The sequence below is a fragment of the Chryseobacterium sp. JUb7 genome (assembly GCF_024806495.1).
Lineage (GTDB): Bacteria > Bacteroidota > Bacteroidia > Flavobacteriales > Weeksellaceae > Chryseobacterium.
This window is the reverse complement of record NZ_JANUFF010000001.1, coordinates 754,843-769,438: the sequence shown is the minus strand read 5'-3', so window position 1 is coordinate 769,438 and position 14,596 is coordinate 754,843. Positions and strand designations below refer to the sequence as shown.

The window sequence follows — 14,596 nt, the reverse complement described above, 5'->3', positions numbered from 1 at the left end:
TTTGAATCTACACTTTTTATCAGGATTGCTGCATTTGTCAGATCCTACGTTACCGATTGGCGGATACACGCATTCGAACGGCCTGGAGACTTTTGTGCAGCAGAGAATTGTTCATGACAGAGTTACGGCAAAAGAATTTGTTGAAAATATGCTTCGGTACAATCTGAAATACAACGACGGAGCTTTTGTAAAATTGGCGTATGAAGCAGCAGAACATGAAGATTTAGAATTGTTATTAAATCTTGATCATGAATGCAATGCTCTGAAATGTCCGAGAGAAATTCGACAGGCCAGCCAGAAATTGGGGGTAAGATTAATTAAAATATTTAAACGAAGGGAAAGTTTTCCTTTGATGGAAGCGTACGAAAAAGCGATTCAAAATAAAGAAGCGAATTCTCATTACTGTATTGTTTTCGGAATGTATGCCTCATTAATGAAAATTCCTTTGCATCAGGCTTTGCTGGGATTTTATTACACTTCAGTTGCCGGAATGATAACCAATGCTGTGAAGTTGGTTCCGCTGGGGCAGCTTGACGGTCAGGATATTTTGTTCTCACTGTATGATGTCATGGAAAAAGTAGCCTCAGAAACCATTGAAATCGACAGAGACTTAGTAGGGCTTTGTAATACTTCTTTTGACATCAGATGTATGCAACATGAAAGATTGTACTCAAGACTGTATATGTCTTAAGAAAATGAATGATGAATAGTGAATTCATTTCATGGTCAATTAAAATAATAAGGTAAAAAATTCCCCTCCTCTGGAGGGGTGGCGAAAATTTCAAAGAAATTTTTGACGGGGTGGTTTAAAAAGAGTAAAAGAAAGGAAGTTGGAAGATGGATGCTGGAAATTTACATGATTGAGAATAATTTTCATCAAATCACTGTTTTATTGCTGAGTAGAACGCCTTCGAACAAAAATACACACAACAAAAAATCAAAAAAATCCTAACAGATTTTGCGATTAAAAAACAAAATAAAAATTTAAAAAATGGAAAATAGAAAATATATAAAAGTAGGAGTAGCAGGACCTGTAGGTTCCGGAAAAACAGCTTTATTGGAAAGATTAAGCCGAAAAATGTTCGGAACGTATGATTTGGGAGTAATCACCAATGATATTTATACCAAAGAAGATGCAGAATTTATGGCTAAAAACAGCCTTCTTCCTCACGACAGAATCATTGGGGTTGAAACAGGAGGCTGCCCTCACACGGCAATTCGTGAAGATGCAAGTATGAATTTGGAAGCAGTAGATGAATTGGCAGCACGTTTTCCCGATATTGAATTGGTGCTTATCGAAAGTGGGGGCGATAACCTGTCTGCAACTTTTAGTCCAGATCTTGCCGACGTTACAATTTTCATCATTGATGTTGCGGAAGGTGAAAAAATTCCAAGAAAAGGAGGTCCCGGAATTACACGTTCAGATTTATTGATTATTAATAAAATCGATCTTGCGCCGCACGTTGGAGCCAGCCTTGAAGTGATGGAAAGAGATGCCAGAAGAATGAGAAACGGAAATCCTTTTGTATTTACGAATCTTAAAACGGATGAAGGTTTGGATAAAGTGATTGGCTGGATCAAAAAATACGGACTTTTAGAAGATGTTGAAGAACCGAATTTGGTAAGATAAATGGATAGTCATTTAAAAATTGCCGCAGGTTTCAAAAACGGAAAGTCTTATATCAAAGACCTGTATGTCTCGCTTCCGTTCAGAGTAGTTTCTGTGGGTCAGCGTAAAAATGACAACAAATTGTACCAGATGGTGATGAGCTCTTCTCCCGGAATTTTGGATGGAGACCATTATTATTTGGATATCAATCTGGAAAAGGGGGCATCGTTGCAACTGCAGTCACAGTCTTATCAAAGGCTTTTCAATATGAAGGATAAAGCGGTTCAGGAGCTCAATGTTTTGATGGAAGATGATACGTCTTTCGCATATGTCCCGCATCCCGTGGTTCCGCATGAAGATTCGAATTTTAAGAGCCAGGCCAGAATTGATATTGGGAAAAACAGCCAGTTGATCATCAGTGAAATTATTACCTGCGGAAGGAAGCATTACGGAGAAGTTTTTAAGTTAAAACGTTTCCAGAATCTGATGGAAATTTATCACGAAAACAAATTGATCATCAAAGATAATGTTTTAATCCAGCCTGATTTAATTCCTATCAACAGCATCGGAAATCTTGAAAAATATACTCATCAGGGAACGTTGATTTTTTACAGTACCAAAGCGGGTGTTGAAAAAGATAATCTTATTGAAACGATCGTAGAATCAGCCGAACAGTATAAAGACGAAATGGAAGTCGGGGTTTCGGCAATGGAAGAAAATGGATTTGTAGTAAGAGCTTTGGGACACGGCGGTGAAGTGATGTATAATTTTTTCCTGCACGTTCAGGATATCCTGTGGGATTTAGATAAAACAAATAAAAATGGATAGTACAGTTTGGGCACTTTTAATCAGTGCTGTTTCAATAGCTTTTATACATACGGCTTCGGGTCCGGATCATTATTTACCCTTCATTGTGATTTCAAAATCTAAAAAATGGAGTGGGATGAAAACGGCAATTCTAACCGTAGTTTGCGGGTTTGGGCATGTTTTCAGTTCGCTAATTCTAGGTTTTATCGGTGTATTTCTCGGGTGGCAATTGAATAAAATCTCATGGTTTCAGGATTTGAGAGGCAATTTTTCAGGCTGGGCATTATTGGCTTTTGGAGGAATTTATCTGATTTACGGATTGATTCAGGCGATCAGAAATAAACCTCATAAACATTTCGATGTGATGGGTGATGATGTTTACGTTTACGAACACAATCACACTGAAATGGTGATACCTCAAAAAAGAATAAAAGTAACACCACTCGTTCTTTTCATGATTTTTGTGATGGGACCAAGCGAGCCGCTGATTCCGTTATTATTTTATTCAGGAGTAAAACATTCCATGTCCGAAATTGCTGTTTTGGTGACATCATTCACGGTCACAACCGTTTTAACAATGCTCGGAATGGTTCTTTTAGGGCGTTACGGATATTCAACATTATTCAACACCGAAAAACTGGAACGCTATATGGGTGTCGTGAGTGGAGCTGTGGTAACAGTCTGCGGAATAGGAATGGTGTTTTTGGGATGGTAGATTGAGAAATGAGGAGGGAAGATTGAGGCTGGAAGTTAATGAAGACCAATTTTGAAATAGAGCTATCTGATTCTTTTCTCTATACTAAAAACATTGAACATTAAATTTTAAACATTGAACAATCAAAACGATGGACAAATTTTTTCAAAAATACCCTTTTATCGATCATGTCTTAAAAGGGGTTGGGCAGATTATGCTTCAGGAAAACCGATGGACAGGACTTTTATTCATTATCGGAATTTTTATGGGAAGCTGGCAGGGTGGAGTTGCCGTTTTGCTTTCAACGGCAGTCGGAACATTCACCGCCATGAAACTGAAATACGATAAAGCTGAAATTAATGCAGGCTTGTATGGTTTTAGCGCCGCATTGGTAGGCGTTGCGCTGGCATTCGTTTTTCAGGCAACAATACTGATCTGGATTTTGATCATTATTGGTGGCGCCCTGGCGAGTATTATTCAGCATTTTTTTATTAAAAGAAAAATTCCGGTATTTACCTTTCCTTTTATCATTGTGACCTGGGTTTGCATTTTTACATTGCATCATTTTACACAAATTCCACCGTCAGATATGCTTTCCGCTCCGGTTGGAAAAGTCGATTATGATGATTTTCTGACCTGTACCAATGGTTTTGGAGAAGTAATCTTTCAGGGCGGAATCCTTTCAGGAATTATCTTTTTTATTGCTGTTTTTATCAGTTCTCCGGTGGCTGCATTATATGGTTTGGCGGGCTCTGTAGTGGGTGCATATATTTCACATATTCATGGTGAATCAATTGATAAAATTCACATGGGATTATTTGGGTTCAATGCGGTACTTTCGGCAATAGTATTTTCAGGATTCAAACAAAAAGATGGACTTTGGGTTTTGATAGCTGTTGTCATCACTGTGGTTATTGATGACTTTTTAGTGGATAATAATGTATTGGATATCGTGGGTGGTGTACTCACTTTTCCTTTTGTAGCCGGAACCTGGATTGCACTTTTAATTCAAAAATTATTTGTTAAAAAAAGACAAGTTTCAAACTGAACCATTAAGAATATTGAAGAAGTTAAGGTTTATTAAGCTTAAATAGATATTCAACTTAAATTTTTTTAACAACTTAATTCAAGCTTAATGGTTAAAAATACGAAGTTTTCATCCATAGGAATGCGAATGTTCTCCTGAGCTTGTCGAAGGAACTTCCTTTATAAAAAATATAAAATTCAAATTGGCTTTAGCCAAAACTTAAAATAAAAAAATGAAGATTACTACCATAGCAGCCGTATTTCTGGCACTTTCTTTTCAAAGTAAAATTTTTGCTCAGGAAACAGAAAAACAGTTGCTAATCAAAGATGCAGACGATAAATTTCCTATTTCCGATGTACTGATACAATATGATCACGGAAATAGTCACACACATACCGGAACCGACGGTTCTTTTAAAGTTGCCATAAAATCGACTCCTGATACATTGATTATCAGTCATAAAGGCTACGATGAGGTAAAATGGCCTGTGACAAATGATGACGATAAAAATAAAGTTATTTTTTTACAGCACAAACCTTTCCAGATTTCGGAGGTTTCTATTAACCATCATTCTTTTTTAACGGCGATTACAAAGGTTGATTTAAATAAATTTCCGGTCAATTCTGCTCAGGATTTATTGAGAAAAGTTCCAGGATTATTTATCGCTCAGCATGCCGGTGGCGGAAAAGCAGAGCAGCTTTTTTTAAGAGGTTTTGATGCTGATCATGGAACAGATGTAAGTGTAAATGTTGACGGAATGCCTGTAAATATCGTGTCTCATGCCCATGGTCAAGGATATTCTGATCTCCATTTTGTAATTCCTGAAACGGTAAATAATATCGATTTCGGAAAAGGAGCTTATTATATGGATCGGGGAGATTTCAATACGGCCGGATATGTTGATTTCAAAACCTATGACCGTTTAAACAACAGTATGGTAAAACTCGAAGGAGGCTCATTTAACTCAAAAAGAATCTTGGGAATGTTTAATATTCTGAACGATGACAAAGGAAGAAAAAATGCGTATTTAGCAGCAGAATATAATTATACGGATGGTCCTTTTGATGTAAAACAAAATTTCAACAGAATCAATATTTTCGGAAAATATAACCAATGGATTACGGATAACGACTATTTTAATATTCAATTCTCAACCTTTAATTCGTCTTGGAATGCTTCAGGACAAATTCCGGAACGTGCCGTAGATGAAGGAATCATCGGGAGATGGGGAAGCATAGATCCAACGGAAGGTGGAAAAACGTCAAGAACAAATGTTCAGATGAATTTTAAACATATTATTTCGTCTTCCGAACAGATTGATGCCATGGCATTTTATTCTAAGTATAATTTTAATCTGTATTCGGATTTTACATTTTATTTGAAAGATAAAGATCACGGCGATGAAATTCAACAGACAGACGGAAGAAATATTTACGGTGCTGAGGTTAAATACACGAAAAGTTTTGCATTACCAAACAGTTCTTTAAATTGGATTTCCGGAGTAGGTTTCAGAAATGATGATATCGGAACATTGCAATTGAATCATGTGTATCACAGAGATTTAGTATTAGATAAAATGGCGGATGTGAACGGAACGGAAACTAATCTTCATGCGTTTTCAGGATTAATTTGGAAAACAGGGAAATGGACGATCAATCCGGCTTTAAGAGTAGATCATTTTATTTTTAATATGCATAATTTGCTGGATCCTGAGCAATTGCCTTCCGGACAGTCAAAAGAAGCGACAAGACTAAGCCCTAAACTTAATTTTTCTTATGCTCAGAATGACAACGTGATGTGGTTTCTGAAAACCGGAATGGGCTTTCATTCAAATGACTTAAGAGTTGTTGTTCCTAATAAAAATGAAAATACGCTTCCGTATTCTATCGGTGCAGATTTCGGGGTGAGGTTGCATCCCTTGAAATCGTTGATTATTACTCCTACTTTATGGTATATGGATCTGCAGCAGGAATTTGTGTATGTAGGAGATGACGCCGTGGTAGAGCCTTCAGGAAAATCAAGACGTTTTGGGGCAGATCTGGGAATCCGTTTTCAGCCATTGGAAAATTTTTATTTAAATGCTGATATCAATTATTCCCACGCCAGATTTATCGAAGAAGAAAAAGGAGAAGATTATGTTCCGCTCGCGCCTGTGGTAACGAGTACGGGGTCTGTAAACTGGGATTTTCTACACGGTTTTTCACTTGGCTTACAATACCGTTATTTAGGCTCAAGACCGGCTGTTGAAGATAACAGTATTAAAACGAAAGCCTATTTTGTGAATGATCTGATGCTTTCTTACAATCGTAAAACATGGGGTGCTAATATTCAGGTCAACAACTTATTCAACGTCAACTGGAATGAGGCCCAGTTTGCAACAGAAACTCAATTAAAAGGTGAAGCAGAACCCATTACAGATCTTACCTATACACCGGGAAGCCCTTTTGGGGTGAGGGTAGGTGTTTATTATAAGTTTTAGAGGCAGAGTGTAGGAGGTTTTTAGGATGAGTGAATTGGAGTATTTTATTGCATATAAAATCTTGTGTCTTTGCACCAACCAATAAATGCATTTTCATACTAAAATCCTCCCACACAATAACTCTCAAGCACCAGATCATAAAAAATGTCTAACTTTAATCATTATAATTCAGGATATGGAAATATTATCCAATTTTCAGTACAAAAAGCTTTTTCTTCCCAATATCACGGGAAAAATATTAGCAAATAATGCCGAGATACAACTGTATCGGTTGGAGGATTATCTAAAAGGAATTCTGATGCCGGTGATTCCGTATCGTACGACTTTCAATTTTATTATTTTCGTGACCAGAGGTCATATCAAGCAGTATCTTGAGAATGAAGAATTTCATGCTGAAAAAGGAGGTGTTATTTTCATTAAACAGGGAACGATTACAGCTACTTTAGAGCTTTCAGAAGATATTGAAGGCTTTTTTCTGGCCTATGAAAACAACGTGCTGTCTGAGCAGGAATTGCCCAAACATAAGTCAAGTATTTTTTTTATGACTCCTTTTCTGGAGCTGGATAGCCTGACGTACGGAACCATTACCCAACTTCTTCCGATCATGGAACAGGAATTGTGGATCAACGGGCTCAATATCAATGATATTGTTGTGACTATGCTGCACCTTATTCTTATAAAAATGTTGAGCGTAGATTCGAATATTCATCATAAATCGGCTACCCGTTCAATGGAATTATCCCTTCAGTTTCGTGATCTATTATTCAAACATCATGTTACGGAAAAGAAAGTGGTTTTTTATGCAGCAAAATTATCCGTTACTGAAAATTATCTGAATAAATGCGTAAAGAATGTTACCCAGAAGTCTCCAAAACAATGGATTAATGAAATTGATATCAATTACAGCAAAGCCTTGCTTCATTCTAGTAAAGATATTGCAGAGATTGCTTACGAATTAAATTTTCACACGGCTTCACATTTTACGCAGCTTTTTAAAAAAATTACGGGCATCACCCCGAAAATCTACAGAACCCAGTATCTTAAAGGTAAAGTATTAGATTAAAATTTTACTAAAAAACCCTTAAAAAGCAGTTTTAATTTACAGGTAAATGCAATCGATTGAATAAATATTGATGTTTGATGCGTTTTTTTTAATAAAAAGCCACTGATTGGAGAATTACGGCAAGTAATTTGTATCAAAATTATTGACTTATCCATCAAATCACCAAAATATTTAAAATATGAAATTCAAAGCGTATCATTTGATGATTGCATCATCTATTTTTTTTGCAAGCTGTTCGGAAAGTATCGATGAAAATATCGAAGAACCTGAAGCAGGACCTTCACTTCCTCCTGTAGAAACGAATCCTGCAAACACTACTTATTCTCCTGCATTTCCCAACCAGACGAGAGTTAATGGAGTAAAAACAACCACGCCTTATCAAACGGATGTTCTGACATCTTCACTTTCTGCACCTTGGGGAATTACAAGTTTGCCGGACGGAAGATTGCTGATTACCGAAAAAGGCGGAACAATGCGACTTGTGAGCAGTACAGGGACTTTAAGTAACCCGATTACGGGAATTCCTGCGGTGAACTCCGGAGGGCAGGGCGGACTTTTAGGATTGTGTGTTGATCCGCAATTTGACGCTAACAGAATGGTATACTGGGTTTTTTCTGAAAATGTTACCGGCGGAAATGTAACGGCTGTTGCTAAAGGCAGGCTTTCCAATTCAGAAACAAGTATTGAAAATTCTGTTGTTATTTACAGAGCTAATCCTGCTGCCAATGTAGGGACGCTCCACTATGGAGGACGTATTTTATTTGACAGCACCGGAAATTTACTGGTAAGCTCAGGTGAACGTTCTGATTTGTCAACGAGACCTTTGGCACAATCGGTTACTGCTGCTCTCGGTAAAATTGTAAGAATTACAAAAGAAGGTCAGCCGGCCCCGGGAAACCCTACCTTTAGTCAGGGTGGAGCATTACCGGAATTATATAGTATGGGACACAGAAATCCACAAGGTTTGGCGATACATCCTGTAACCGGGGAATTATGGCAGAGTGAACACGGACCAAGAGGAGGCGATGAAATCAATCGCGTTCAGGGCGGTGCAAATTATGGATGGCCTACCATCACTTATGGAATTGAATACAGCGGAGCCGTTATCGGCGGAGGTATTCAGCAACAGACAGGAATGCAGCAGCCTGTCTATTATTGGGATCCTGTTATCTCTCCAAGCGGAATTACATTCTATAAAGGAAATAATATTCCGGAGTGGCAGAACAACCTTTTTGTTGCTTCACTCAGCGGAATGCATATTGCCCGATTGGTAGTCGAAAATAATCTGGTAGTAGGAGAAGAGAGACTTCTTGCCGATCAAAACCAGCGTTTCAGAGATATCACTCAGGGGAAAGATAACGCACTATATGCGATAACAGATGGTGGAAGATTGTATCGTATTCGTAAGCAGTGAGTTATTGGTTCGGGTAGTACATTATAGGCGAGAGTTTTATTGTTTTAATGTATGAAACCCAGGTTTTCAGGAAATTTATTACGTAACAAATCTATAAAAGAATAAAGCCGCTCATTAATAGCGGCTTTATCGATTCTATACTATTTGCCATTATAAACTTTGTAAACTAAAGGAACTTTATTTGAATAAACAGTTCCGGTAAAAATCTTTACATCTTTTGAACTGTCTTTTGGCATGACAAAATATTTATCAATGATCTCTTTAGGAATATTTAATAATATTTGGAAAAAATAGGGCAAGTTATTTTCTAATTCATAAATTTTCACACTTGGATATGACGAAGCAATATAAAAAGGAAAATTAACATTTGTGCAAGATGACTTGCTCTGCTTTGGTTGTAAAATTTTTGTCTTTTGAAATATTTTATATGAAATTAAAATTTCTGTTAAGTCTTTTGACTTTATTTTATATTTTTTCTTAAAGTTTCTAAGATCTTTATCAGTTGGCTTTGTAGATTTATAATCTTCTGTTGTCCTAATATTTGCTATCCCAGATTCGGCTTTCATTAATGAGTTATCATTAAATACCCTATAATCAGGTAGCCCAAGGAAAAGGTCTTCTACAAACTCATCAGCAGCAGTATTGAATTCCTTATCATCAATCACGATATAATACGGTTTGTCAGATTTGTTAATGATGTCATAACAGACATTATTTACATCAAAAACAGAGTTTTTCTTGATAGTATCATTTATTATTTTGATTTCTATACCATTTTGACCATAGAATGATTGATGTAAAAAAATAACGAAGATTAAAAGTAAGAATTTCAAGGTTTTATATTTTTTATATTTATAATTTTCTATTTTAGATCGGGATGATCTTTATAGATGAATAAGATTTTATTTGAAACTAATGATCCTGTAAAAATCTTTGATTTTAGTTTCGGAAATAAGATATATTTTCTTAATCTTTTCTGAGGTATACTTAGAAATATTTGAAAATTGTACATTTTGCCATCTTCCAGATTATAAAGTAATGAGCCATCATCTGCAAAGGATTTATAAATAGGTAAATTAATATTCATACATACTGATTTATTTTCCTTAGGCTTTAAACTGACCACTCTTTTATTTATTTTATAGGAGTTGAAAAACTCTGACGGCTGTTTAAATAAAGTTTTATTGTTTTCGGTAAATAATGCAAGTTCTTTTTCTTCAACGGTGTCATTTTCTAAAGGCTCCCTTTGATATCCATAAGAACCACCGGTTATCGGCTTAATTAAAAGTTCATTTTTAAATATTCTAAAGCCAGCAATGCCAATGTCAGAGTCATCAACAGCCTCATTTTCTGAAGTACTGAAGCCTTCTTTATCAAAAGGGATTTCGTATTCATATTTTGAATGATTTTTGATATTAATGCAAATCTGATTGTTTTTTCCGGAATAAAATTCAATTGCTTTGCTATCCGCTAGTTCAATGCTTATGTTTTGAGCAAAGGATAGAAAAGGGCTTAATAAAAATAGTACATACCTCATTATCCTAATGCTATAACCTCTTTCCCATCGAATATCCATTTATCATTCACCTGTTTAAAATAAAAAACTTCAAATTTTGCACCAATTCCTAATGATTTAACAACCTCGACACACGCATAACGATTATTTTTACTGATTATAAGATTTACAAAAGAAATGTTTATTCTGTTATTACGTTTCGTAAAATCATCATGTTTATTTAAAAAAAGCAGATAATGACCTATTTTTTCAGGTATTTTTTTAATTTCAATGGTACCACTGAATATTTTCTCGTTATTTAAATTAAACTTATCCTGAAATTTATCGATCAGGGTTTGTTCATCAGATTCAATTCTGCCGACATATGGATATAATTCTGCCGATAATGGAGTATTAGCGATATTAAAATAATCTAAACCATCTAACAAGACAGGCAGGTTGTCTGAAATTATTCTATGTCCCAGCTGAGCTTGATCTTCTTTCTCCTGACAGGAACAGCATAATAGAATGAATACTAAAAATTTTAAATTTTTAAACATGTATTTCGTTTTTAAATAAATTTTCCCGATTAACCGTTATCAATTATCTAATTAAAAAAAGCATTTAAAAAAAATAATATAAAAGAGTTTTTTTTAAATAAAAAGCCGTTCCGAAAATTCGAAACAGCTGATAAAATTAATTTATTTTCTATTGAATCACAATACTTCTTGTTCGTACCGTATGTGCTGAGAAATACCCTAAAGCTCCATTGCTGATGTTGCTCGGAGGATTGGAAGGGGTAACGCCGCCACCCGGACCGCCGCCATTTGAAATCTGAAGTAAAGCAGAGTAAAAAGTATAGACATTCTCATCAATACATTGCATTTCTACATGGATAGTGTCACCCACAGCTACTTTTATATCGTCGTCATCTTCATCATCGTTGGGAAGCAGTAATGGTCTTTGGTTTGCCGCTCCGTTATTCACATTATCTGAGAATTCCTGAAAATATTTCTTAGGATGATTATTCACTGTAAAACTGAATAAGTAACGGTTTCCCAGTGCCGGAGGATCCATGAAAACCGGTAAAAGCGTGTAGCTTGTTTCACCACCGATCATAAAAGAATCCTGTTCCAGATCATCAAATGAAACAGCCTGAGGCATAGTGCTCTGAGCTGTGTATTGTTTTCCTTCGGCATCGATTTTTAAAGTATATGTTCTGCCGGAAGCACCTGTGAAGGTAGACGTTTGATAAGTTCCGTTGCCTATATACTGTAAAGTTTCCGTTTGTCCGGTATTGTCACTTAATATAACGCTGGCATTTTCAACGGCAGGGTATTGATTTCCTTCTGTAAACGCTACAGATTTAGTTATTTTAACAAAATAAGGTCCAGCCTGATCAGTGACATTCCCTTCGATAACTATATTTCCGCTCTGATCATCCAAATCCAGATCGATCTCCTTTTCACAAGCTGTTAAAGTAAACAGCGATAATAGTATAAACAATATATTCTTCATGATCTAAAATTTGAAATTATAAGTGATATTGGGAACCCAACGGAATAGGGAAGTCTGCATCGCCCGGGTAGTTCCCGGTTTGTCGGGGTTGTCTTCAAAATTAATAGTATATGCATTTTCTCTTCCGTATACATTGTAAATACCAAATGACCACGAGCCTTTAAAACGCTTATTACTGCTCGGTTCATACGTTGCGCTAAGATCCATTCTGTGATAAGCAGGCATTCTGTCTGCATTTCGGCTGCTGTACTGGAAGATGGTTTGTCCGTTCAGTTCATATTTTCCGGTTGGGAACGTAACGGCATTTCCTGTACTGTATAGGAATAATCCGGATAAAGACCATTTTTTATTCAGCTCGTAGGTTGCCACAACGGAAAGGTCATGGGTTTTATCCATTCTTGCATTGTACCAGTCGTTATCATTGATGCCGTTGATTTTTCTTTCTGTTTTTGACAAGGTATAAGAGATCCAGCCTGTCAGTTTTCCGCTTTTCTTTTTGGCGATAAGTTCCAGTCCGTAAGCTCTGCCTTTTCCGAATAAGAGCTCACTTTCTACATCTGCAGCGGTATCAAATGAAATTTGTGCTCCGTTTTTAAAATCAATCTGGTTTTGCATTGATTTATAGTATACTTCAGCATTTAATTCATAATTGTTATTCCTGAAATTTCTGCTGTAGCCGACGCTTATCTGATCTGCGATTTCCGGTTTCACACTGTAGCTGCTTCCGATCCACTGATCGGTAGGATTTCCGCTGCTGCTGTTGCTTAATAAATGTAGGTTCTGCGTGTTTCTTGAATATCCTCCTTTGACGCTGCTGACCTCATTGATACGGTAATTGGCTGTAATTCTGGGTTCAAGATTGACATAGGTTTTTCCAAAATCACCTTTTTCCAGAGCTTTAGAGTCTGTTAATATTCCATTTTCATAGGTGTTATAGGTGTCGCCACCCAGAATACTGAATGAAGAGAGCCTTAAACCATAATTAACGGTAAGTTTATCTGTAGCTTTAAAATCATCATTAATATATAGGGCGTTCTCCCAGGATTTTCTCGGATTTCTCGGAAAGCTGCTTACACTTGTTCCTGAAGCACTGCTTGGCGTGATGGTGTGATAAATAGACTGTAATCCGAAACGTACAGAATGTTTATTTCCTGCAAACCATGTGAAATCCTGCTTCAGATTCCAGTCTTCAATCTGGGAGTCCAGTCCGAATGTATTGTTGTTGCTGTGAAGGCTTACATTATAGTTATAATTACTGTAAATTAAAGAGGTGTTTGAAAATAATTTGCTGTTAATAATGCTGTTCCAGCGAAGCGTTGCTGTTGTATTTCCCCAGTCTGTTGAGAAGGTATCTCCCAATCCCAGAACATCTCTTCCGAAATATCCGGACAGATACAGACGGTTATTGTCATTGATCTGATAATTGGCTTTTAAATTAAGATCATAGAAATACAGTTTACTGTCTTTAAAATCTTCGGTTGATTTTAAAAACAAATCGGCGTACGTTCTTCTTCCCGAAACGATGAATGATGATTTTTCTTTCTGAATAGGTCCTTCAACGCTCAGTCTGCTGCTGATTAATCCGATCCCTCCGTTGACATTGTAGTCTTTGTTATTTCCGTCTTTCATTTTAACATCCATCACGGAAGACAGACGGCCTCCATATTGAGCGGGACTATTTCCTTTGATGATACTGGCATCTTTCAAGGCATCACTGTTGAAGGTGCTGAAAAAACCCAGTAAGTGCGAAGCGTTATAAACAGGCGCTTCATCAAGTAATATTAAATTCTGATCAGTAGCACCGCCTCTTACACTGAATCCGCTGCTTCCTTCACCATTGCTTTTGATTCCCGGAAGAAGCTGAATGGTTTTCATAACATCTTTTTCACCAAATAAGACAGGGAGTTTTTCAATATTTTTAATGCTTAATGTTTCGGTTCCCATCTGAGCAGATGTCAGATTTTTATCTTTTCTGATTCCTGAAATAACAACTTCATCAATTTTTCCTATTTTTTCTTCCTCTGCATCTTGTTTTTCTTCAGGATTAAGCTGCAAATCGAGTTTCGTATTAGCATCAACCGTTACGCTTTGCTGAAAATCTTTATACCCCGGATTAGAAACAATGACTGTGTAATTTCCCTGCGGTAGAGATAAGGAATAAAAACCGTATTCATTGGCAATAACTGAGATTGTGGGATCTTCAGCTACTTTTACAGTGACTCCGATCAGTAGTTCTCCATTTTTGTTATCTTTTACGGTGCCGCTTATCGAGTACTTTTGTTGCGCAAAAACGATTGTGCTGAAACAAATTGCTGCTGCGGAAGTGGCAATTTTAAAGGATAATGTCTGCATTTAGTATGTTTAAAGTAAATAAAAGTCTAAAAATATTAAATATAAACTTATTAATTCCATGTTTGGTGAACGGAATGTGAATTTATATTCGCAAACCCTTTAATTTTCATGGATTTTTTTAAGTTGTCAAGTCTATAA

13 protein-coding genes are annotated in these 14,596 nt (G+C 36.4%); 8 read left to right on the top strand and 5 right to left on the bottom strand.

What is annotated here, in order from left to right; all coding sequences use genetic code 11:
• Nucleotide 1 precedes the first annotated feature (1 nt).
• The 8 genes from M2373_RS03515 to M2373_RS03480 all read left to right on the top strand — a co-directional run bounded on the left by M2373_RS03515 (nt 2) and on the right by M2373_RS03480 (nt 9,093).
• Complete coding sequence (locus tag M2373_RS03515) at nt 2-691, top strand: urease accessory protein UreF (RefSeq protein ID WP_409013179.1); 690 nt, start codon at nt 2-4, stop codon at nt 689-691.
• Between the two features lie 300 nt (nt 692-991).
• Nucleotides 992-1,630 (top strand): urease accessory protein UreG, encoded by a 639-nt coding sequence (gene ureG, locus M2373_RS03510; RefSeq protein WP_259107512.1) that lies wholly within the window; start codon nt 992-994, stop codon nt 1,628-1,630.
• Nucleotides 1,631-2,437 carry an urease accessory protein UreD gene (locus M2373_RS03505; RefSeq protein ID WP_259107510.1) on the top strand — a complete coding sequence of 269 codons (807 nt, stop codon included), beginning with the start codon at nt 1,631-1,633 and terminating at the stop codon, nt 2,435-2,437.
• Entirely contained in the window at nt 2,430-3,131 is a 702-nt protein-coding gene (locus M2373_RS03500) for a hypothetical protein (RefSeq protein WP_259107509.1), read from the top strand. Before M2373_RS03505 ends, M2373_RS03500 begins: the two co-directional genes overlap by 8 nt.
• A gap of 130 nt (nt 3,132-3,261) precedes the next feature.
• Complete coding sequence (locus tag M2373_RS03495; protein WP_259107507.1) at nt 3,262-4,158, top strand: urea transporter; 897 nt, start codon at nt 3,262-3,264, stop codon at nt 4,156-4,158.
• 211 nt (nt 4,159-4,369) lie between these two features.
• Nucleotides 4,370-6,616, top strand: a complete 2,247-nt coding sequence (locus M2373_RS03490; protein WP_259107505.1) for a TonB-dependent receptor — start codon at nt 4,370-4,372, stop codon at nt 6,614-6,616.
• A gap of 175 nt (nt 6,617-6,791) precedes the next feature.
• Nucleotides 6,792-7,679, top strand: coding sequence for an AraC family transcriptional regulator (locus M2373_RS03485; RefSeq protein ID WP_259107503.1), 888 nt, complete (start codon nt 6,792-6,794; stop codon nt 7,677-7,679).
• A 178-nt stretch (nt 7,680-7,857) separates the two neighbouring features.
• Complete coding sequence (locus tag M2373_RS03480; RefSeq protein ID WP_259107500.1) at nt 7,858-9,093, top strand: PQQ-dependent sugar dehydrogenase; 1,236 nt, start codon at nt 7,858-7,860, stop codon at nt 9,091-9,093.
• 140 nt (nt 9,094-9,233) lie between these two features.
• Here the strand turns inward: M2373_RS03480 and M2373_RS03475 are convergent, their stop codons facing one another.
• From M2373_RS03475 to M2373_RS03455, 5 genes are all read right to left on the bottom strand, one after another.
• Entirely contained in the window at nt 9,234-9,926 is a 693-nt protein-coding gene (locus tag M2373_RS03475) for a hypothetical protein (RefSeq protein ID WP_259107498.1), read from the bottom strand.
• Between the two features lie 29 nt (nt 9,927-9,955).
• Nucleotides 9,956-10,669, bottom strand: coding sequence for a hypothetical protein (locus tag M2373_RS03470; protein WP_259107494.1), 714 nt, complete (start codon nt 10,667-10,669; stop codon nt 9,956-9,958).
• Nucleotides 10,630-11,148 carry a hypothetical protein gene (locus M2373_RS03465; RefSeq protein WP_259107492.1) on the bottom strand — a complete coding sequence of 173 codons (519 nt, stop codon included), beginning with the start codon at nt 11,146-11,148 and terminating at the stop codon, nt 10,630-10,632. Before M2373_RS03465 ends, M2373_RS03470 begins: the two co-directional genes overlap by 40 nt.
• 148 nt (nt 11,149-11,296) lie before the next feature.
• The gene (locus M2373_RS03460) at nt 11,297-12,106 is read right to left on the bottom strand and encodes a DUF4249 domain-containing protein (RefSeq protein WP_259107490.1); all 810 of its coding nucleotides are present in this window, start codon (nt 12,104-12,106) and stop codon (nt 11,297-11,299) included.
• Between the two features lie 3 nt (nt 12,107-12,109).
• Entirely contained in the window at nt 12,110-14,458 is a 2,349-nt protein-coding gene (locus M2373_RS03455; protein ID WP_259107487.1) for a TonB-dependent receptor, read from the bottom strand.
• Nucleotides 14,459-14,596: the final 138 nt, after the last annotated feature.